The following is an 18,304-nucleotide window of genomic DNA, read 5'->3' as shown; positions in this document are numbered from 1 at the left end:
TATTGAACAGGGAGAAATTTATGAAGCTTCGGCTGTCGGCGCTTGCGCTGGGCGTAACAATGCTTGTGGGCTGCGCCAGCTCTGGCGAGCAAACGGGACGCTCCGATCCTCTCGAAGGATTTAACCGTTCAATGTACAGCTTTAACTATAATGTGCTGGATCCATATCTGGTTCGTCCGGTTGCCGTGGCATGGCGTGACTATGTTCCGCAGCCGGCGCGTAACGGGCTGAGCAACTTTACCAGTAACCTGGAAGAGCCAGCGGTTATGGTGAACTACTTCCTCCAGGGCGACCCGTATCAGGGGATGGTGCATTTCACCCGCTTCTTCCTGAACTCCCTGCTGGGTATGGGCGGCTTAATTGATGTCGCGGGCATGGCGAACCCGAAATTACAGCGTGAACAGCCGCACCGTTTCGGCAGCACGCTGGGTCACTATGGCGTAGGTTATGGTCCGTATGTGCACCTGCCATTCTACGGCAGCTTTACCGTGCGTGATGATGGCGGCGACATGGTGGATACGCTGTATCCTGTACTGTCATGGCTCACCTGGCCGCTGTCGATTGGTAAATGGACCGTGGAAGGAATTGAAACGCGTGCGCAACTGCTGGATTCTGATGGTCTGCTGCGTCAGTCTTCCGATCCGTACATCATGGTCCGCGAGGCCTACTTCCAGAACCATGACTTTATTGCCAACGGCGGTAAGCTGAAGCCGGAAGATAATCCGAACGCGAAAGCCATCGAGAACGAATTAAAAGATATCGATTCGGAATAAATAAAAAAGGTGAGCAATGCTCACCTTTTTTAATCGTGTTGGGATTAGAACGCGTAGTTGAAGTTGGTACCAAACAGCCAGGCTTTACCTTCAGAGGAAAACTCGTACGGGCCTTCCTGGAAGGTCACCTTCTGGCCATGCATGTACGACACGCCCGCGTCGATAGAGGCATTCTCGTTGAACGCGTAGGTTGCCCCCGCACTCACCCAGAAACGGTCCTGATCCGGAATGGAGATAGAACGTTTATCGGCCGGTACCGGGCTGTCATCAAATGCCACGCCGGTACGGAACGTCCAGTTGTCATCCATATAATAGGTCGTACCAAGCGCGATACGGTATGCATCGTGGAAGCTTTCGTCTTTATAGAACAGCGTCTGGCCGTTGCTGCCGGTGGCTTTAAGCTCCTCGAACTGGCTCCAGCTGGTATACGCGAGGCTGTAGTGAATTGCCCACTGCGGCGCAACGCGGTTATAACCTGACACTTCCCACATTTCTGGCAGATGCAGCGACAGTGAACCCGGTACGGTTTGATTCGAGGTACCCCATGGAATGGTGGTGCCCGCGCCTGGGACCATACCGTTGACTGGGCTCAGGATGCCGCTTTTGTAATCGCCATCGAAATCAATTTTCACTTCTGAGCGATAGGTCAGACCCCAGCGGTTGTTTTTATCCAGTTCATACAGGATACCGGCGTTCCAGCCGTAACCCCATTCATCACCTTTCAGGCTGGCAATTTTATTGCTGTTTTTCGGCAGTGCAGCAGTTTGCTCCCCGGAGTAACGCTCGATTTTTGCATCGGCGTAGACAGCATCAAAGCCCAGACCAAAGCTCCAGTTATCGTTCAGACGATATGCGCCGCTCAGGTTGAGGTTCAGGGTCGTCAGGTCGGTTTTACCGCCGTATTCCCCGGCCGGATAGTTGTTATTGAACTCCGTTGCCAGGCCATAGTTAGAGGTGACAGAGGCACCCCAACCAAACTGTTCATTGATTGGCGCAACAAAGTGCAGGTTAGGCACCCACGCGGTCGGCGCAATGTTATCCGCCTTCAGATCTGCGCCGGTGAACTGAGATTTGCCAGAAATATTGACATCAGGATCGATGTAAACCGCACCGGCAGAGAAGGTAGGGCGATCAAACATCATGATCAGTGCCGGGTTACGACTCGCGTTGCCTGCGTCATCGGCAATCGCACCTTCCCCGGAATACGCACGGCCAAGGCCAGAGGAAGAAAATTCGTTTAACTGGAAGCCCGCTGACCAGGCGGACGTTGAGACGATTGCCACTGCAACTGCTAAAGCAGTTTGTTTGAACAGGGTTTTCTGGCTCATGACCATAACCTCATTGAGTTATTTTTATTCAATAATTGTTACATACCGTAACAGGAGCGCGAAGTGTAGGGTCTGAGGTATGACTTACAAATCAGACCAGTGGCGAGAGTATAGGTCTGACCAGCTGGGATGTTGCAAGTTTGTTTATTAATATTTTCAGATATGTTTCTTGAAACGAGATCTGGTTGGCAAAATTGTGACCAGTGCGATTCCTCTGAAAAGGGGAATTTTGTTTTAGATCATTTTTTAGTGTGATATTGCTCACTTATCCGATTTTGCGCCATTAACGGCTGGAGGGGGCTCGTCCGGGGGCGTAAAATAGACGCATCGTGTTTATCTCGCGCCCTGCGCGAATACAGAGGAAATTGAGCTATGAGTAAATGCAGTGCTGATGAAACCCCGGTTTGCTGCTGTATGGATGTTGGCACCATTATGGACAACACCGATTGCACCGCCTCTTACAGCCGCGTATTCCCTAACCGCGCTGAAGCGGAAGAGACGCTGGCCGCGCTGAGCCAGCGCGCGCGTGAAGTCGAATCCGATCCGTGTGAAATCAAATCCACCTTCACGGAAGTGGAAGGCGGCGTGCGGCTGGATATCGACTTTGTGTTCGCCTGCGAAGCAGAAACGCTGATCTTCCAGCTGGGCCTGCGTTAATACTTTTTGCACGGGCCTATGATCGTGTAGGCCGGGTAAGGCAACGCCGCAACCCGGCAACAAACCGCACAAATGCCTCTGCCATGCAGGGGCATTTTCTTTTTCTTCTCTGTGCCTTAGCTCGCAATTTTTCGCTTCCCCGATTGGCTCAATGTAAAAAAATAGTTAAGACTATTATCAGGTCAGACCACTTAATGTGTGCGCAAAATTTTTTTACAGGGGAGTGTTATGAGTCAGGCATTACCGCTTATCACCCGACACGGTGACCGCATTGCCATTGTCAGCGGGTTACGTACGCCGTTTGCGCGTCAGGCAACCGCGTTTCACGGTATACCGGCTGTCGATCTGGGAAAAATGGTGGTGGGGGAGATGCTGGCTCGCAGCGAGATCCCGCCAGAGGTTATTGAGCAACTGGTTTTCGGCCAGGTGGTGCAAATGCCGGAAGCGCCCAATATCGCACGTGAAATCGTGCTGGGCACCGGCATGAATGTTCACACCGACGCATACAGCGTCAGCCGCGCCTGCGCCACCAGTTTCCAGGCGGTGGCGAACGTGGCGGAAAGCCTGATGGCGGGGACCATTCGCGCGGGGATCGCCGGCGGCGCGGATTCCTCCTCCGTGCTGCCCATCGGTGTTAGCAAACAGCTGGCCCGCATCCTCGTGGACGCCAACAAAGCCCGGACCACCGGTGCGAAGCTCAAACTCTTCTCGCGTTTACGTCTGCGCGACCTCATGCCCGTGCCACCTGCCGTTGCTGAATACTCCACCGGCCTGCGTATGGGCGACACTGCCGAGCAGATGGCAAAAACCTACGGTATTACCCGCGAACAGCAGGATGCACTGGCGCATCGCTCGCATCAGCTCGCTGCGAAGGCGTGGTCGGAAGGCAAACTTGCCGACGAGGTGATGACGGCTTACATCCCGCCTTTCCGCGAACCGCTGGTGGAAGATAACAATATCCGTGGCACCTCGACGCTGGAGGATTACGCAAAACTGCGCCCGGCGTTTGATCGTAAACATGGCACCGTTACGGCGGCCAACAGTACGCCACTGACGGACGGTGCCGCCGCCGTGATCCTGATGACGGAATCCCGGGCGAAAGAGCTTGGCATCACACCGCTGGGCTATTTGCGTAGCTACGCCTTTACCGCCATTGATGTCTGGCAGGACATGCTGCTCGGCCCGGCCTGGTCCACGCCGCTGGCGCTGGAGCGTGCGGGGCTGACGCTCTCCGATCTCACGCTGATTGATATGCACGAAGCCTTTGCCGCACAAACCCTGGCAAACATTCAGCTGCTGGCAAGCGAGCGCTTCGCGCGCGATGTACTGGGCCGCGCCCACGCGACCGGCGAAGTGGATCAGAGTAAGTTTAACGTGCTTGGCGGATCCATCGCCTACGGCCATCCATTTGCGGCGACCGGCGCGAGAATGATAACTCAGACTTTGCATGAACTGCGTCGCCGCGGCGGCGGTTTTGGTCTCGTTACCGCCTGTGCGGCGGGCGGCCTGGGTGCAGCAATGGTTCTGGAGGCTGAATAATGGAAACGACATCTGCATTTAATCTGGCTGTTCGCCTTGATAACGTGGCTGTTATCACCATTGATGTACCCGACGAAAAGATGAACACCCTGAAGGCCGAGTTCGGCGTTCAGGTGCGTGCGATGCTCAGACAGATCCGCGAAAACAAAGCGATACGTGGCCTGGTATTTATCTCGGCAAAGCCGGATAACTTTATTGCCGGGGCCGATATCAACATGATTGCCCGGGCGAAAAGCGCTCAGGAAGCAGAAGACCTGGCGCGTCAGGGGCAGCAGGTAATGGCGGAGATCCATGCGCTGTCGATACCCGTTGTCGCTGCGATCCACGGGGCCTGCCTGGGCGGTGGGCTTGAGCTGGCGCTGGCCTGTCACAGCCGCATTTGTACCGACGATGCGAAAACGGTACTCGGACTGCCGGAGGTTCAGCTTGGATTGCTGCCCGGTTCAGGGGGCACGCAGCGCCTGCCGCGTCTGGTGGGCGTCAGTACGGCGCTGGAGATGATTTTAACCGGTAAACAGCTGCGCGCCCGTCAGGCGTTAAAGGCGGGTCTGGTTGATGAGGTCGTTCCGCACGCCATCTTGCTTGAAGCCGCTGTTGAGCGGGCGCTGAAAGGTCGTCAGGCGAAACGCCCTCTGCCGGTGCGCGAGCGTATCCTCGCCGGGCCGCTGGGGCGCACGCTGCTGTTCAATATGGTGGGTAAAAAAACCGAGCAAAAAACCAAAGGGAACTATCCGGCAGCGACGCGCATTCTGAAGGTGATTGAAACCGGTTTATCGCAGGGCAGCAGCAGCGGTTATGCTGCGGAAGCGAAAGCCTTTGGCGAGCTGGCGATGACGCCGCAGTCGCAGGCGCTGCGCGGCATTTTCTTTGCCAGCACGGAGGTTAAAAAAGATCCGGGCAGTGAAGCTGAACCGGCTCCGCTGCGCGCCGTTGGCGTTCTGGGTGGTGGGCTGATGGGCGGCGGCATCGCATTTGTCACCGCCAGCAAAGGCAAATTGCCCGTACGTATCAAAGATATCAACCCTAAGGGTATCAACCACGCGTTGCAGTACAGCTGGCAGAACCTTGATCGCAAAGTGAAACGCCGCCATATCAAGGCCAGTGAGCGTGATAAAACCCTCGCGATGATCACTGGCGCCACCGACTACAGTGGGTTTGCACACCGCGATCTGGTGATTGAAGCCGTGTTCGAAGATCTCGCCCTTAAGCAGCAGATGGTGGCGGACGTTGAACAGCATTGCGCGCCGCACACCATTTTCGCGTCAAACACCTCGTCTTTGCCGATCGGCGACATCGCGGCGAAAGCCGTGCGCCCGGAGCAGGTGATAGGGCTGCACTATTTCAGCCCTGTCGAAAAAATGCCGCTGGTGGAGGTTATCCCGCATGCCACAACCAGCCCGCAGACTATTGCCACCGTGGTGAAGCTGGCGAAAAAACAGGGCAAAACCCCCATTGTGGTCGCGGACAAAGCCGGCTTCTACGTTAACCGCATTCTGGCGCCGTACATTAACGAAGCGATGCGGTTGCTGACGGAAGGGGAGAAAATTGAGCACGTCGATGACGCCCTCGTGAAGTTTGGTTTCCCCGTCGGCCCAATCCAACTTTTGGATGAGGTAGGAATTGATACGGGGACTAAAATTATCCCTGTGCTGGAAGCGGCTTATGGCGATCGTTTTTCGCCGCCTGCAAACGTTGTTTCTGCAATTTTGAAGGACGATCGCAAAGGCAGAAAAAATGAACGCGGTTTCTATCTTTACGCCGCGAAAGGGCGTAAAAGCAAGAAACAGGTCGACCCTTCAGTTTATGCGCTTATTCCTGTCACGGGTCAGGGAAAACTGTCGGCGGTTCAGTGTGCTGAGCGCTGCGTGATGATGATGCTCAATGAAGCGGCGCGCTGCTTTGGTGAGCAGGTGATCAAAAGCGCGCGCGACGGCGACATCGGCGCCGTGTTTGGTATCGGTTTTCCGCCATTCCTTGGCGGCCCGTTCCGGTATATGGATACCCTCGGGGCGGGTGAAGTGGTTGCGATCCTGCAACGTCTGGCCTCGCAATACGGTCCACGGTTTACACCTTGTGACGAATTATTGCAGATGGCGGAACGGGGTCAGACATTCTGGCCCGCAAGGGAAACTGATTGCGTAAACTGAAGTCAAAGAAGGGTAAATCCTGAGGTGATGGAACCTGTTCTGGCGAAATTGTAAACAGAGATTGACTATACTTACGCCATTGAGGTAAAAAACAGCGTTTCATTCACCGAATGGATCAGGCACAATGCCCGGCCATCGGGTTTTCTACCTCAGAGCATTAATCGCGGGTAGTTAACGCCGGTGATTCTGGTTAACAAAAGCGGTGCAATATGCAAGTTTTTATCATGCGTCACGGCGACGCGGCACTCGATGCCGCCAGTGACTCAGTACGTCCTTTAACCGTCTGTGGCTGCGACGAATCCCGTCAGATGGCGACATGGCTTAAAGGTCAAAAAGTGGACATTGAACGCGTTCTGGTGAGTCCGTTCCTGCGGGCAGAACAGACGCTGGATGTGGTAGGGGAGTGTATGAACCTGCCATCCAGTGTGGATGTTCTCCCTGAACTCACGCCGTGTGGCGATGTTGGCCTTGTCAGTGCTTACCTTCAGGCGCTGTGCAATGAAGGTGTCGCTTCCGCACTGGTCATTTCCCACCTGCCGCTGGTCGGCTATCTGGTATCTGAGCTGTGCCCGGGCGAAACGCCACCGATGTTCACAACGTCCGCCATTGCCAACGTCACCCTCGACGAAACCGGCAAAGGGGTCTTTAACTGGCAAATGAGTCCGTGCAACCTGAAGATGGCAAAAGCCATCTGACGTGACGTGCGATATGGCGGGGTGCAGCGTGCCTCCCGCCTTCCTGTCAGGGCAATTCTGGCGGCTGCCACTCCTCCACCTCAATCAATACCAGCAATGCGGCATCTCCGCCGTACTCTTTTGGCGCCTGATGAAAAGCCATCACGTGTGGATGCTGAGCCAGCCACAGCGGTGTCTGTTGCTTAAGAATATGTTTGCCGTGGCCGTGCATCACGCAGGCGCAAAAAACATGCTCGCGACGACATGCCGCGATCAACGCCCCCAGCTCCTGTTTCGCCTGCATCTGGGTCAACCCATGCAGATCGAGGAACAGCTCCGGCGAGTAATCTCCCCGGCGTAATTTTTTCAGTTCAAAATGGCTGACGTCTTCGCGCACGTATTTCACCGCACCCTGGGTATTTAGCAGCGGCTGAAACTCATCTGAAAAATAGTGGCTGTTATCGGCCTGCTCCTGGAGCAACCGTTTGACCGGTACCTCGCTGACTTTTTTACGCTGCGGGCGATGGACAATGGTGTCGTGCGTGATTTGACGCGTCCCGGTCATCAGCTGGCGGAATAGAGCCTGATCCTCCTCGCTGAGCGATGTTTTCTTTTTCATTCGTCATTCTCATCTCGTATTTCCGATAGTGTACCCGACTAAACGCATTTTTTAACCTCAAGCGGTACGCGTCATTGCTGATTTATCGCCGTCTTCATGGCAAACTAGCCGCCGAAAATTATGCGAGCATGCCCTGGAGGAAAGAGTGGATAAAATTTTTGTCGATGAAGCAGTAAACGAGCTGCATACCATACAGGACATGTTGCGCTGGTCGGTTAGCCGCTTCAGCGCCGCCAATATCTGGTACGGTCACGGTACCGACAACCCGTGGGATGAGGCCGTGCAGCTGGTGCTGCCGTCTCTCTACCTGCCGCTGGATATTCCGGAAGACATGCGCACCGCGCGCCTGACCTCCAGTGAAAAACACCGCATCGTTGAGCGCGTGATCCGTCGCGTAAACGAGCGCATTCCGGTGGCTTACCTGACCAACAAAGCCTGGTTCTGCGGCCACGAATTCTATGTTGATGAGCGCGTGCTGGTGCCGCGTTCGCCGATTGGCGAGCTGATCAACAACCATTTTGACGGCCTGATTAACCATCAGCCGCAGCACATTCTTGATATGTGCACCGGCAGCGGCTGCATCGCCATTGCCTGCGCGTACGCCTTCCCGGAAGCGGAAGTGGACGCCGTCGATATCTCCACCGACGCGCTGGCCGTCACCGAACACAACATTGAAGAGCACGGGCTGATTCATCACGTCACGCCTATCCGCTCTGACCTGTTCCGCGACCTGCCGACGCTGCAATACGACCTGATCGTCACCAATCCGCCGTACGTGGATGCAGAAGATATGTCCGACCTGCCGAACGAGTACCGTCACGAGCCGGAGCTGGGCCTGGCGTCAGGCTCTGACGGGCTGAAGCTGACCCGCCGCATCCTGGCCTGCGCGCCGGATTATCTGACCGACGACGGCGTTCTGATTTGTGAAGTAGGCAACAGCATGGTACATCTGATAGAGCAGTACCCGGATGTGCCGTTCACCTGGCTTGAGTTCGACAACGGCGGTGACGGCGTCTTTATGCTGACCAAGGCGCAACTGCTTGATGCACGCGAATACTTCAGCATTTACAAAGATTAATCCAGCGGGCTTCGGCCCGTTTCACAACGCTCAAACACAAACAACAACATCGGAGCCGTGATGGCAGGAAACAGTATTGGACAGGTATTCCGTGTGACCACCTTTGGCGAGTCGCACGGTCTGGCACTGGGTTGTATCGTTGATGGCGTCCCGCCAGGCATCGAACTGACCGAAGCCGATTTACAGCATGACCTTGACCGTCGTCGTCCGGGTACCTCTCGCTACACCACGCAGCGTCGCGAGCCGGACCAGGTCAAAATTCTCTCCGGCGTATTTGAAGGCCGTACCACAGGAACCAGCATTGGCCTGCTGATTGAAAACACCGATCAGCGTTCTCAGGACTACGGCGCGATTAAGGACGTTTTCCGTCCTGGTCACGCCGACTATACCTACGAACAAAAATATGGCTTTCGCGACTATCGCGGCGGCGGGCGTTCTTCCGCGCGTGAAACCGCGATGCGCGTGGCGGCAGGGGCAATTGCCAAAAAATATCTCCAGCAGAAATTTGGCATCGTTATCCGCGGCTGTCTGACCCAGATGGGCGACATTCCACTGGCGATCAAAGACTGGGATCAGGTCGAGCAAAACCCGTTCTTTTGCGCCGATGCCGACAAGCTGGAGGCGCTCGACGAACTGATGCGCGGCCTGAAAAAAGAGGGCGACTCCATCGGTGCGAAAGTCACCGTGGTGGCTGACGGCGTTCCGGCTGGCTGGGGCGAGCCGGTATTTGACCGTCTCGACGCTGACATCGCCCACGCGCTGATGAGCATCAACGCGGTGAAGGGCGTCGAGATTGGCGACGGTTTTGACGTGGTCAAGCTTCGCGGTAGCCAGAACCGCGACGAAATCACGAAAGCGGGCTTCCAGAGCAACCATGCGGGCGGCATTCTGGGTGGCATCAGCAGCGGGCAGCAAATTATTGCCAATATTGCGCTGAAGCCAACGTCCAGCATTACCGTCCCGGGCCACACGATTAACCGCGCTGGCGATGAAGTTGAGATGATCACCAAAGGGCGTCACGATCCGTGCGTGGGGATCCGCGCGGTGCCGATCGCAGAAGCGATGCTGGCGATCGTGCTGATGGATCACTTCCTGCGCCAGCGCGCGCAGAATGCGGATGTGACGACCACCATTCCACGCTGGTAACTATGAAAAAAACCGCAATCGCTCTGCTGGCGCTGCTGGCCAGTGGAGCAAGCCTGGCCGCTACGCCGTGGCAGAAAATCACCCACCCGGTAGCGGGGAGCGCGCAGTCCATTGGCGCTTTCTCCAACGGGTGTATCGTCGGCGCGCAGGAACTTCCGCTGCAATCGGATACCTATCAGGTGATGCGCACCGACCAGCGCCGTTATTTCGGCCATCCTGACCTGCTGCTGTTTATTCAGCGTCTTGGCAACCAGGTGCATAACCTGGGGCTGGGGACGATGCTGATTGGCGATATGGGGATGCCTGCCGGTGGTCGCTTCAACGGCGGTCACGCCAGCCACCAGACCGGACTGGATGTGGATATCTTCCTGCAATTGCCGAAAACGCGCTGGAGCTCAGCGCAGCTGCTGAAACCGCAGGCGCTGGATCTGGTCTCGGCCGACGGTAAACGGGTCGTCGCCTCGCGATGGTCGCCGGAAATTTCCAGCATGATTAAGCTGGCGGCAGAGGATAACGACGTCACGCGGATCTTTGTTAATCCGGCCATCAAGCAGCAGCTTTGCCTGGATGCGGGAACGGATCGCGACTGGTTGCGTAAAGTGCGCCCGTGGTTCCAGCACCGGGCGCATATGCATGTTCGCCTGCGCTGTCCGGCGAACAGCCTGGAATGTGAAGATCAGCCGCTGCCACCGCCTGGCGATGGTTGTGGTTACGAACTGCAAAGCTGGTTTGAACCGGCCAAGCCTGGAACCTCTAAGCCTGAGAAGAAGACACCGCCTCCGTTGCCGCCTTCCTGCCAGGCGCTACTGGATGAGCATGTACTTTAATGGATAATTTCGTCGATCTGTTCATGGTGTCACCGCTGCTGCTGGCGGTGCTCTTTTTTGTTGCGATGTTAGCCGGATTTATCGATGCCCTGGCGGGCGGCGGCGGGTTGCTCACCGTTCCGGCGCTGCTGGCGGCAGGCATGAGCCCTGCCCAGGCGCTTGCCACCAACAAACTCCAGGCATGCGGCGGTTCGCTCTCCTCGTCGCTCTATTTCATCCGGCGCAAAGTGGTGAATCTCGCCGATCAGAAGCTCAATATCCTGATGACGTTTATTGGCTCAACGGCGGGTGCGCTGCTGGTCCAGCACGTACAGTCCGACATTCTGCGCCAGATCCTGCCGCTGCTGGTTATCTTTATCGGCCTCTATTTCCTGCTGATGCCAAAGCTCGGGGAAGAAGATCGACAGCGTCGTCTTCACGGCCTGCCGTTTGCGCTGATTGCCGGTGGCTGCGTCGGTTTTTACGATGGCTTCTTTGGCCCGGGGGCAGGTTCGTTTTATGCGCTGGCATTCGTGACGCTGGCCGGATTCAACCTCGCCAAATCCACCGCCCACGCCAAAGTCCTCAACGCGACCTCCAACGTTGGCGGTCTGCTGCTGTTTATCATTGGCGGCAAGGTTATCTGGGCAACCGGGTTTGTGATGATGGCAGGGCAGTTTTTGGGCGCGCGCGCAGGCTCGCGTCTGGTATTAAGCAAAGGACAAAAGCTGATCCGCCCGATGATTGTTGTCGTCTCGGCGGTGATGAGCGCCAAACTTCTTTATGACAGCCATGGACAGGAGATCCTCACCTGGTTGGGGATGAACTAATGAACAGTACGCATAACTACGAACAGCTGATTGAGATCTTCGATAGCTGTTTTGCTGATGATTTTAATACCCGTCTGATTAAAGGCGACGACGAACCGATCTATCTTCCTGCTGATGACGAGGTTCCGTATAACCGCATCACCTTTGCCCACGGCTTTTACGCCAGCGGTTTGCACGAAATTTCGCACTGGTGTATCGCCGGGAAAGCGCGTCGCGAGCTGGTGGACTTTGGTTACTGGTACTGCCCGGACGGGCGCGACGCCGCCACCCAAGGGCAGTTCGAAGATGTGGAGGTGAAACCTCAGGCGCTCGAATGGCTGTTCTGCGTAGCGGCGGGTTTCCCGTTCAACGTAAGTTGTGACAACCTCGAAGGCGACTTCGAGCCAGACCGTATCGTCTTCCAGCGCCGCGTTCATGCGCAGGTGATGGAATATCTTGAGAAAGGCATCCCGGCACGTCCGGCACGCTTGATCGAGGCTTTACAGAATTATTACCACACGCCGGAGATCACGGCGGAATGCTTCCCTTGGCCGGAAGATCTTTAACAGAGGAAAGAAGATGATCGCAGAATTTGAATCACGCATTCTGGCGTTAATTGATGACATGGTGGAACACGCCAGTGATGATGAGCTGTTCGCCAGCGGTTATCTGCGTGGTCACCTGACGCTGGCGGTAGCCGCGCTGGAAGCCGGGGACGATCACTCTGCCGACGCCGTTCACGCGGAAGTCACTCGCAGCCTGGAAAAAGCCATTCTGGCCGGGGAACTCTCTCCGCGCGACCAGTCTTTAGTGCTGGGCATGTGGGACAATTTGTTCCAGCAGGCGAAAGCGAAGTAAGTGTATCACCGCCCTCTCCCACAGGGAGAGGGCCGGGGTGAGGGCACCAGACCGCACCCTACTTGACCATTTTCCCCTTCAGCAATTTCCGCACCCACAGTCGGTTTGGATTCAGCCCCGCGAGCGTAACCCTGTCCAGCGGAACCGGCTCGTCGCTCATTTGCGCGGCTAACGCTTCAGCCAGCAGCGGCGCGGAGCATAATCCCCGCGAGCCTAAGCCACCCAGCATAAACAGCTCGGGGTGAACGGGCGCGCTTACCGCCGTTTCTTTGTTGTCAGCAAGATCCTGATAGACTTCAAGCGTGGCGTCATAGTCCGGCACGTTTCCCGCCATCGGCAGGTGATCGCGGGTCGCGCAGCGTACGCCGCAGCGAGCCTGACCCTCACCGACATTCACCTCTTTTGCCCACGACGCATCCGGGAAACAGTCGAGCAGGCGCTGGCGGTTTTGCTGCTGATCCGCTTCGCTGTACTGCATATCTGTTTCACCGCGATGGTAGCTGGCGCCGATGCAGTGATGGCCGTTGGACGGATTTTGCGGCGTCAGGTAGCCGTCGTAACACAGCACCTGGCGTAGCTTGTTCAGCTCGGGCGCGGTCGGGATATGGCTCACCTGGCCGCCGACCGGATAAACCGGCAATGACGCTGTCTGGGTAAACTGGCTGATATGATGCCCGTTGGCCAGCACAACGCTGGCATGCTGCGCCTCTTTGCCGTCAGCGAAACGCAGTTTCCAGTGCGCAGTGCGGCGTAGCGATTGAACCTTATGGGCATAATGCACTGTCAACCCACGCGACTGCCCGAGGGCTACCGCCGCAGAAGTCAGTTCAGCCGGACACAGCCAGCCGCCGAGTGGATACTGAATGCCCCCGCAGCCGGTGTCGACGCCAGCGGTCTCAGCAACCTGCTGTGCCGTCACGGCATGGGCGATGGTTTCCGGCAGGCCCAGCGACAGCATTTGTGTGATTTTCTGCTGGCTCTTCTCGTCCCAGCCGAGCTGCGTCACGCCGCACCAGTTGTGGTCGAACGCAACCGGCAGGCTATCGTAAAGGCGGCGAGCAAACGTAAACGCCGCCGGGAAGAACTGGAACAGTGCCGGATCGTGTGAACTTAATAAGGGATAAAGCGCGCCCTGACGGTTGCCTGATGCGCCCGTCGCCGGCGCCTCGTCAGCGCAGTAGAGCGTCACCTGCCAGCCACGGTGCAGCAGCGCCAGCGAGAGCAGGGCGCTGGCGATACCCCCGCCCAAAATGGCGACCTCACGCGAGGTGCTGGCGCGACGGGCAAACCAGGGGGCCTGCGCCGGGATCGCCAGATCCTGTTCCATCACCCCGACCAGCATGTCGCGTTTGCGGCCAAAGCCTTTGGTTTTCCGCATGGTAAACCCCGCCTCCTGCAACCCACGGCGAACAAATCCCGCCGAGGTGAAGGTAGCAAGCGTCGCGCCCGGGCGCGCCAGACGTGCCATGGCGCTGAACAGGTGCGGGCTCCACATGTCCGGGTTTTTGGCGGGCGCAAAACCATCCAGGAACCAGGCGTCCACCTTCTGATTCATTGAGTCATCGAGCTTATCGGTCAGGTCGTTAATGTCGCCAAGCCACAGGTCGAGCGTGACGTGTCCGTCGTCCAGAATCAGACGATGACAGCCACCGATAGCCGGAGGCCACTGGGCCTGAAGCTGTTCCGCCCAGTGGGTAAGCTCCGGCCAGCGCTGATGGGCAAGCCGCAGATCGTGCGCGGTAAGCGGAAATTTTTCGAAACTGATGAAATGTAATCTTTGTAAGGTAGCCTCGGGGTGTGCAGCGCGAAACTGGTCGAACGCCTGCCAGAGGGTCAGAAAATTCAGCCCGGTGCCGAAACCGCTCTCCGCTACGACAAACAGGCTGCGCGGATGCTCAGGGAAGCGGGTGCTGAGATGATTTCCTTCGAGGAAGACATAGCGCGTCTCTTCCAGTCCGTTATCATTAGAAAAGTAGACGTCATCAAAATCTCGGGAAACAGGTGTACCCTCAGCGTTGAATTCGAGGTTGGCAGGTTGTATGGCGTTTTGTTTCACGTAAGTTACTCGTCCGACAGGCAGTGGCACGATCTTAGCGATGTGAGCCCATCGGTGCAAATTTCCACAGAAAATGGCTGATCGGACTTGTTCGGCGTACAAGTGTACGCTATTGTGCGACTCGAAACTTTTTATAGTGCGACTTACAGAGGTATTGAATGAAACGTGCAGTGATTACTGGCCTGGGCATCGTTTCCAGCATCGGTAATAACCAGCAGGAAGTCCTGGCATCTCTGCGTGAAGGACGCTCCGGGATCACTTTCTCTGAAGAGTTTAAAGATTCTGGAATGCGTAGCCACGTATGGGGTAACGTTAAACTGGACACCACCGGTTTAATTGACCGTAAAGTGGTTCGTTTCATGAACGATGCCTCTATCTACGCCTATCTTTCCATGCAGGAAGCGATCAAGGATTCTGGTCTGAGCGAAGACGCTTACCAGAACAACCCACGCGTGGGCCTGATTGCAGGCTCCGGCGGTTCCTCTAAAGCTCAGGTGTTCGGTGCTGACGCCATGCGCAGCCCGCGCGGCCTGAAAGCGGTCGGTCCATATGTTGTGACCAAAGCCATGGGGTCAGCGGTTTCCGCGTGCCTGGCAACGCCGTTCAAAATCCACGGTGTGAACTACTCCATCAGCTCTGCATGTGCGACCTCCGCACACTGTATCGGTAATGCGGTTGAGCAGATCCAGCTGGGCAAACAGGACATCGTATTTGCTGGCGGCGGCGAAGAGCTGGGCTGGGAAATGGCCTGTGAGTTCGACGCGATGGGCGCACTGTCCACCAAATACAACGAAACGCCAGACAAAGCGTCCCGTACTTATGACGCACACCGCGACGGTTTTGTTATCGCTGGCGGCGGCGGTATGGTTGTGGTTGAAGAGCTGGAACACGCGCTGGCGCGTGGCGCGCACATCTATGCTGAGATCGTGGGCTACGGCGCAACGTCTGACGGCGCTGACATGGTTGCTCCATCTGGTGAAGGCGCGGTGCGCTGCATGAAGATGGCGATGCACGGTGTTGATACTCCAATCGACTACCTGAACTCCCATGGCACCTCAACGCCGGTAGGCGACGTGAAAGAGCTGGGTGCGATCCGTGAAGTGTTCGGCGACAATAGCCCGGCTATCTCTGCAACCAAAGCCATGACCGGTCACTCTCTGGGAGCGGCGGGCGTGCAGGAAGCGATCTACTCTCTGCTGATGCTGGAAAACGGCTTTATCGCGCCAAGCATCAACATCGAAGAGATGGACGGGCAGGCGGCTGGCCTGAACATCGTGACCGAAACCACCGAACGTGAGCTGACGACCGTTATGTCCAACAGCTTCGGTTTCGGCGGCACCAACGCCACGCTGGTGATGCGTAAGCTGAAAGCGTAAGCGTTTGAAGGTATAGTAGAAGGGAGCCGCGCGGCTCCCTTTTTTTATGCCTGAACACGGAGTTATGCATGAAGGCTGTTACCCCTGAGAAGAGCGCTCCTTCCGGGAACCTTTCCCTTTTCCGCATCGCCTTTGCGGTGTTTCTGACCTATATGACCGTTGGCCTGCCGCTGCCGGTGATCCCCTTGTTCGTTCACCAGGAGCTGGGCTATGGCAACACCATGGTCGGCATTGCGGTGGGCATTCAGTTTTTAGCGACGGTATTAACCCGGGGCTACGCCGGTCGCCTGGCGGATCAGCACGGCGCAAAACGCTCGGCGTTGCAGGGCATGTTTGCCTGCGGGCTGGCGGGGGGAGCCTGGCTGCTGGCGGCGCTGTTGCCAATAGATGCAGCGTATAAATTCGCGCTGCTGGTGGCAGGGCGCCTGATCCTCGGCTTTGGCGAAAGCCAGCTGCTGACCGGCACCCTTACCTGGGGAATGGGGCTGGTGGGGTCTGCGCGTTCCGGAAAAGTGATGTCCTGGAACGGGATGGCGATTTACGGCGCGCTGGCGGCAGGCGCACCGCTGGGGCTGCTGATCCACAGCCAGTTTGGTTTTGCGGCGCTGGCAGGCACCACCATGGTATTGCCGCTGCTGGCGTGGGCGTTTAACGGTTCGGTGCGTAAGGTGCCCGCCCATAAAGGCGAGCGTCCTTCGCTGTGGAGCGTGGTGGGGCAAATCTGGCTGCCGGGGCTTGGGCTGGCGCTTCAGGGGGTGGGCTTCGCGGTTATTGGTACCTTTGTCTCCCTCTATTTCATGAGCCGCGGCTGGGCGATGGCGGGCTTTACGCTGACGGCCTTTGGCGGCGCGTTTGTATTGATGCGCGTGCTGTTTGGCTGGATGCCGGATCGCTTTGGCGGCGTGAAGGTGGCCGTGGCGTCACTTGTCATTGAGACCGTGGGTCTGGTACTGCTCTGGCAGGCTCCCTCTGCATCCGTTGCGCTGCTGGGTGCGGCGTTAACCGGCTGCGGCTGCTCGCTGATCTTCCCGGCGCTGGGCGTTGAAGTGGTGAAGCGCGTGGCTCCGCAGGTGCGCGGCACGGCGCTGGGCGGCTATGCGGCGTTTCAGGATATCTCATATGGGGTCACCGGGCCGCTGGCGGGGCTGCTTGCAACGTCGTTTGGCTATCCTTCCGTCTTCCTGGCCGGTGCGGTGTCAGCGGTGGTGGGAATTGTGGTGACGCTGGTGGCGTTTCGCAAGCGGTAGTATGTTGCCGGGTGGCGGCTTCGCCTTACCCGGCCTACTGTTCGAGCCGTTGTAGGCCCGGTAAGCGAAGCGCCACCGGGCAAATCCTCAAGCAACCAGCCAGAAAATCGCCAGCGCAATCACCAACGCGATCAACATCAATCCCGGACGGGCAGAAAGCGTTTTGAACGTATCAACTACGGGGGCAAACAGCGGGTTGTAGATCGGCTGAATGTTTCTTACCTCCAGCACGCCGCCTTCCCGCTCGGCGCGGCGAACGAAGATCTGATTGAGCACATCCTGCACCTGCGCGGTGGTCAGCACCGTTTGCGGCGTAGCCTGCCAGCTCTGCTGAGCGTAATCCCGAATCATATCGAACTCGTGCGGTTCCAGCGGTTGTTTCAGCGCCGCCTGTACGCTGTGCAGGGTCGGGGCGCTCTGGGTGCTGAGCGTCTGACGCGCCTGGAGCCAGGTGACCAGATGGGTAAACTGTTTTGCCGGGATCATCTCGCCCGCTTTCACACCGGAAAGTTCCAGCATGGATTGCCAGATAAGCTTTGTGGGTTCGCCGGTAGCGGCAGCCAGCTTAGTGACCATCTGCTTGAGCGTATTATGCTCCGCAGGCTGCAATGGCCGCTCTGTAGACGGGCGCTGTTGCGGCTGCGGGATAGAAAGCTGATTGCTTTGCAGCAGGGTCAACACGGTTTTCAGCTGTTCTTGCGAAAGCTGGCTCAGGGCGGTATGACCGTACTGTTGACGGATAAAATCACTCACCGCCTGGCGATTATTCCCCTGGCCCAATAGCTCGGTCAGCTGCGAGATAATCTGGCGGGTAGTATGTTGCTGCTGTGCGCTTGTAAGACGCTGGTTCAGGTTTTGTTCGGCGGCAGGGAAATGGCGCGACTGTAGCGGCGCATCGTTTCTTACGCCCAAATCGTGCTTAACGCCGGCCCATACCTCTGCGTTTTGCTGTGAGGTTAACGCAATAAGACGCGTGATCAGACGCTCCAGTACGGTGCGTTGCTGCGTGGAGAGCGGTTGTTCGCCTGGCGTGTTGGGCGTTACGGGGCCTTCACCCGGAGGGCGCGGAGGCGTACCTGAAATGGGCTGCATCGTCAAAAATCCTTAAAGTCAAACTCTGCGTAACCGGGCGGAGATATATGCCCGGCGGCGAGATTATGGCACACTTGGCAGGTTTACTTCCTCTCAAAC

General features: G+C 57.1%; 17 protein-coding genes. 13 read left to right on the top strand and 4 right to left on the bottom strand.

What is annotated here, in order from left to right; genetic code table 11:
• Positions 1-20 precede the first annotated feature (20 nt).
• On the top strand, positions 21-773 hold the full coding sequence (gene mlaA, locus LOC22_RS03765; RefSeq protein WP_003861365.1) for a phospholipid-binding lipoprotein MlaA: 753 nt from the start codon (positions 21-23) through the stop codon (positions 771-773).
• 44 nt (positions 774-817) lie between these two features.
• On the opposite strand, the gene fadL is transcribed toward mlaA, so the two are convergent.
• A complete protein-coding gene (gene fadL / locus LOC22_RS03760) occupies positions 818-2,101 on the bottom strand; it encodes a long-chain fatty acid transporter FadL (RefSeq protein ID WP_017383456.1) in 1,284 nt (427 codons plus the stop codon).
• A gap of 372 nt (positions 2,102-2,473) precedes the next feature.
• Here fadL and LOC22_RS03755 point away from each other — a divergent pair, with 372 nt between their 5' ends.
• From LOC22_RS03755 to sixA, 4 genes are all read left to right on the top strand, one after another.
• Complete coding sequence (locus tag LOC22_RS03755) at positions 2,474-2,758, top strand: YfcZ/YiiS family protein (protein WP_017383455.1); 285 nt, start codon at positions 2,474-2,476, stop codon at positions 2,756-2,758.
• A gap of 228 nt (positions 2,759-2,986) precedes the next feature.
• Positions 2,987-4,297, top strand: coding sequence for an acetyl-CoA C-acyltransferase FadI (gene fadI, locus LOC22_RS03750; RefSeq protein ID WP_230239374.1), 1,311 nt, complete (start codon positions 2,987-2,989; stop codon positions 4,295-4,297).
• Positions 4,297-6,444 (top strand): fatty acid oxidation complex subunit alpha FadJ, encoded by a 2,148-nt coding sequence (fadJ, locus tag LOC22_RS03745; RefSeq protein WP_230239373.1) that lies wholly within the window; start codon positions 4,297-4,299, stop codon positions 6,442-6,444. Before fadI ends, fadJ begins: the two co-directional genes overlap by 1 nt.
• Positions 6,445-6,653: 209 nt before the next feature.
• A complete protein-coding gene (sixA, locus tag LOC22_RS03740) occupies positions 6,654-7,139 on the top strand; it encodes a phosphohistidine phosphatase SixA (RefSeq protein WP_003861375.1) in 486 nt (161 codons plus the stop codon).
• Positions 7,140-7,185: 46 nt separating this feature from the next.
• On the opposite strand, the gene smrB is transcribed toward sixA, so the two are convergent.
• The gene (gene smrB, locus LOC22_RS03735) at positions 7,186-7,737 is read right to left on the bottom strand and encodes an endonuclease SmrB (protein WP_015572246.1); all 552 of its coding nucleotides are present in this window, start codon (positions 7,735-7,737) and stop codon (positions 7,186-7,188) included.
• Between the two features lie 145 nt (positions 7,738-7,882).
• Here smrB and prmB point away from each other — a divergent pair, with 145 nt between their 5' ends.
• The 6 genes from prmB to LOC22_RS03705 are packed head-to-tail and all read left to right on the top strand — an operon-like array spanning position 7,883 to position 12,434.
• The gene (gene prmB / locus LOC22_RS03730) at positions 7,883-8,815 is read left to right on the top strand and encodes a 50S ribosomal protein L3 N(5)-glutamine methyltransferase (protein WP_003861381.1); all 933 of its coding nucleotides are present in this window, start codon (positions 7,883-7,885) and stop codon (positions 8,813-8,815) included.
• Between the two features lie 60 nt (positions 8,816-8,875).
• Complete coding sequence (gene aroC, locus LOC22_RS03725) at positions 8,876-9,961, top strand: chorismate synthase (RefSeq protein WP_230239372.1); 1,086 nt, start codon at positions 8,876-8,878, stop codon at positions 9,959-9,961.
• Positions 9,962-9,963: 2 nt separating this feature from the next.
• Positions 9,964-10,788, top strand: a complete 825-nt coding sequence (gene mepA / locus LOC22_RS03720) for a penicillin-insensitive murein endopeptidase (RefSeq protein WP_110292328.1) — start codon at positions 9,964-9,966, stop codon at positions 10,786-10,788.
• A complete protein-coding gene (locus LOC22_RS03715; RefSeq protein ID WP_230239371.1) occupies positions 10,788-11,597 on the top strand; it encodes a sulfite exporter TauE/SafE family protein in 810 nt (269 codons plus the stop codon). The genes mepA and LOC22_RS03715 overlap by 1 nt, the downstream gene beginning before the upstream one ends.
• Positions 11,597-12,142 (top strand): elongation factor P hydroxylase, encoded by a 546-nt coding sequence (locus tag LOC22_RS03710; RefSeq protein ID WP_040117913.1) that lies wholly within the window; start codon positions 11,597-11,599, stop codon positions 12,140-12,142. Before LOC22_RS03715 ends, LOC22_RS03710 begins: the two co-directional genes overlap by 1 nt.
• Before the next feature lie 13 nt (positions 12,143-12,155).
• The gene (locus tag LOC22_RS03705; RefSeq protein WP_017383451.1) at positions 12,156-12,434 is read left to right on the top strand and encodes a YfcL family protein; all 279 of its coding nucleotides are present in this window, start codon (positions 12,156-12,158) and stop codon (positions 12,432-12,434) included.
• A 58-nt stretch (positions 12,435-12,492) separates the two neighbouring features.
• Here LOC22_RS03705 and mnmC read toward each other — a convergent pair whose 3' ends face one another.
• Positions 12,493-14,490, bottom strand: coding sequence for a bifunctional tRNA (5-methylaminomethyl-2-thiouridine)(34)-methyltransferase MnmD/FAD-dependent 5-carboxymethylaminomethyl-2-thiouridine(34) oxidoreductase MnmC (gene mnmC, locus LOC22_RS03700; RefSeq protein ID WP_230239370.1), 1,998 nt, complete (start codon positions 14,488-14,490; stop codon positions 12,493-12,495).
• A gap of 158 nt (positions 14,491-14,648) precedes the next feature.
• On the opposite strand from mnmC, the gene fabB reads away from it, so the two are divergent.
• Both fabB and LOC22_RS03690 read left to right on the top strand, forming a co-directional pair.
• Positions 14,649-15,866: a beta-ketoacyl-ACP synthase I gene (fabB, locus tag LOC22_RS03695; protein WP_230239369.1), complete on the top strand. Its 1,218-nt coding sequence runs from the start codon at positions 14,649-14,651 to the stop codon at positions 15,864-15,866.
• A 68-nt stretch (positions 15,867-15,934) separates the two neighbouring features.
• A complete protein-coding gene (locus LOC22_RS03690) occupies positions 15,935-17,113 on the top strand; it encodes an MFS transporter (protein WP_230239368.1) in 1,179 nt (392 codons plus the stop codon).
• Positions 17,114-17,200: 87 nt separating this feature from the next.
• On the opposite strand, the gene flk is transcribed toward LOC22_RS03690, so the two are convergent.
• Positions 17,201-18,205, bottom strand: coding sequence for a flagella biosynthesis regulator Flk (gene flk / locus LOC22_RS03685; RefSeq protein ID WP_230239367.1), 1,005 nt, complete (start codon positions 18,203-18,205; stop codon positions 17,201-17,203).
• Positions 18,206-18,304: the final 99 nt, after the last annotated feature.

Source organism: Enterobacter sp. AN-K1, assembly GCF_020971765.1.
In the GTDB taxonomy this organism is placed as follows: Bacteria; Pseudomonadota; Gammaproteobacteria; order Enterobacterales; family Enterobacteriaceae; genus Enterobacter; species Enterobacter hormaechei_C.
Note: the sequence above shows the minus strand (reverse complement) of the source record. Positions and strands in the feature narration are given on the sequence as shown.

Bases quoted from the DNA above. Each gene is read 5' to 3' on its own strand.
- LOC22_RS03715 (WP_230239371.1), top strand. From the start codon at position 10,788: ATGGATAATTTCGTCGATCTGTTCATGGTGTCACCGCTGCTGCTGGCG.
- fadI (WP_230239374.1), top strand. From the start codon at position 2,987: ATGAGTCAGGCATTACCGCTTATCACCCGACACGGTGACCGCATTGCC.
- mlaA (WP_003861365.1), top strand. From the start codon at position 21: ATGAAGCTTCGGCTGTCGGCGCTTGCGCTGGGCGTAACAATGCTTGTG.
- sixA (WP_003861375.1), top strand. From the start codon at position 6,654: ATGCAAGTTTTTATCATGCGTCACGGCGACGCGGCACTCGATGCCGCC.
- LOC22_RS03755 (WP_017383455.1), top strand. From the start codon at position 2,474: ATGAGTAAATGCAGTGCTGATGAAACCCCGGTTTGCTGCTGTATGGAT.
- aroC (WP_230239372.1), top strand. From the start codon at position 8,876: ATGGCAGGAAACAGTATTGGACAGGTATTCCGTGTGACCACCTTTGGC.
- fabB (WP_230239369.1), top strand. From the start codon at position 14,649: ATGAAACGTGCAGTGATTACTGGCCTGGGCATCGTTTCCAGCATCGGT.
- fadJ (WP_230239373.1), top strand. From the start codon at position 4,297: ATGGAAACGACATCTGCATTTAATCTGGCTGTTCGCCTTGATAACGTG.
- LOC22_RS03690 (WP_230239368.1), top strand. From the start codon at position 15,935: ATGAAGGCTGTTACCCCTGAGAAGAGCGCTCCTTCCGGGAACCTTTCC.
- mepA (WP_110292328.1), top strand. From the start codon at position 9,964: ATGAAAAAAACCGCAATCGCTCTGCTGGCGCTGCTGGCCAGTGGAGCA.
- flk (WP_230239367.1), bottom strand. From the start codon at position 18,205: ATGCAGCCCATTTCAGGTACGCCTCCGCGCCCTCCGGGTGAAGGCCCC.
- smrB (WP_015572246.1), bottom strand. From the start codon at position 7,737: ATGAAAAAGAAAACATCGCTCAGCGAGGAGGATCAGGCTCTATTCCGC.
- fadL (WP_017383456.1), bottom strand. From the start codon at position 2,101: ATGAGCCAGAAAACCCTGTTCAAACAAACTGCTTTAGCAGTTGCAGTG.
- LOC22_RS03705 (WP_017383451.1), top strand. From the start codon at position 12,156: ATGATCGCAGAATTTGAATCACGCATTCTGGCGTTAATTGATGACATG.
- LOC22_RS03710 (WP_040117913.1), top strand. From the start codon at position 11,597: ATGAACAGTACGCATAACTACGAACAGCTGATTGAGATCTTCGATAGC.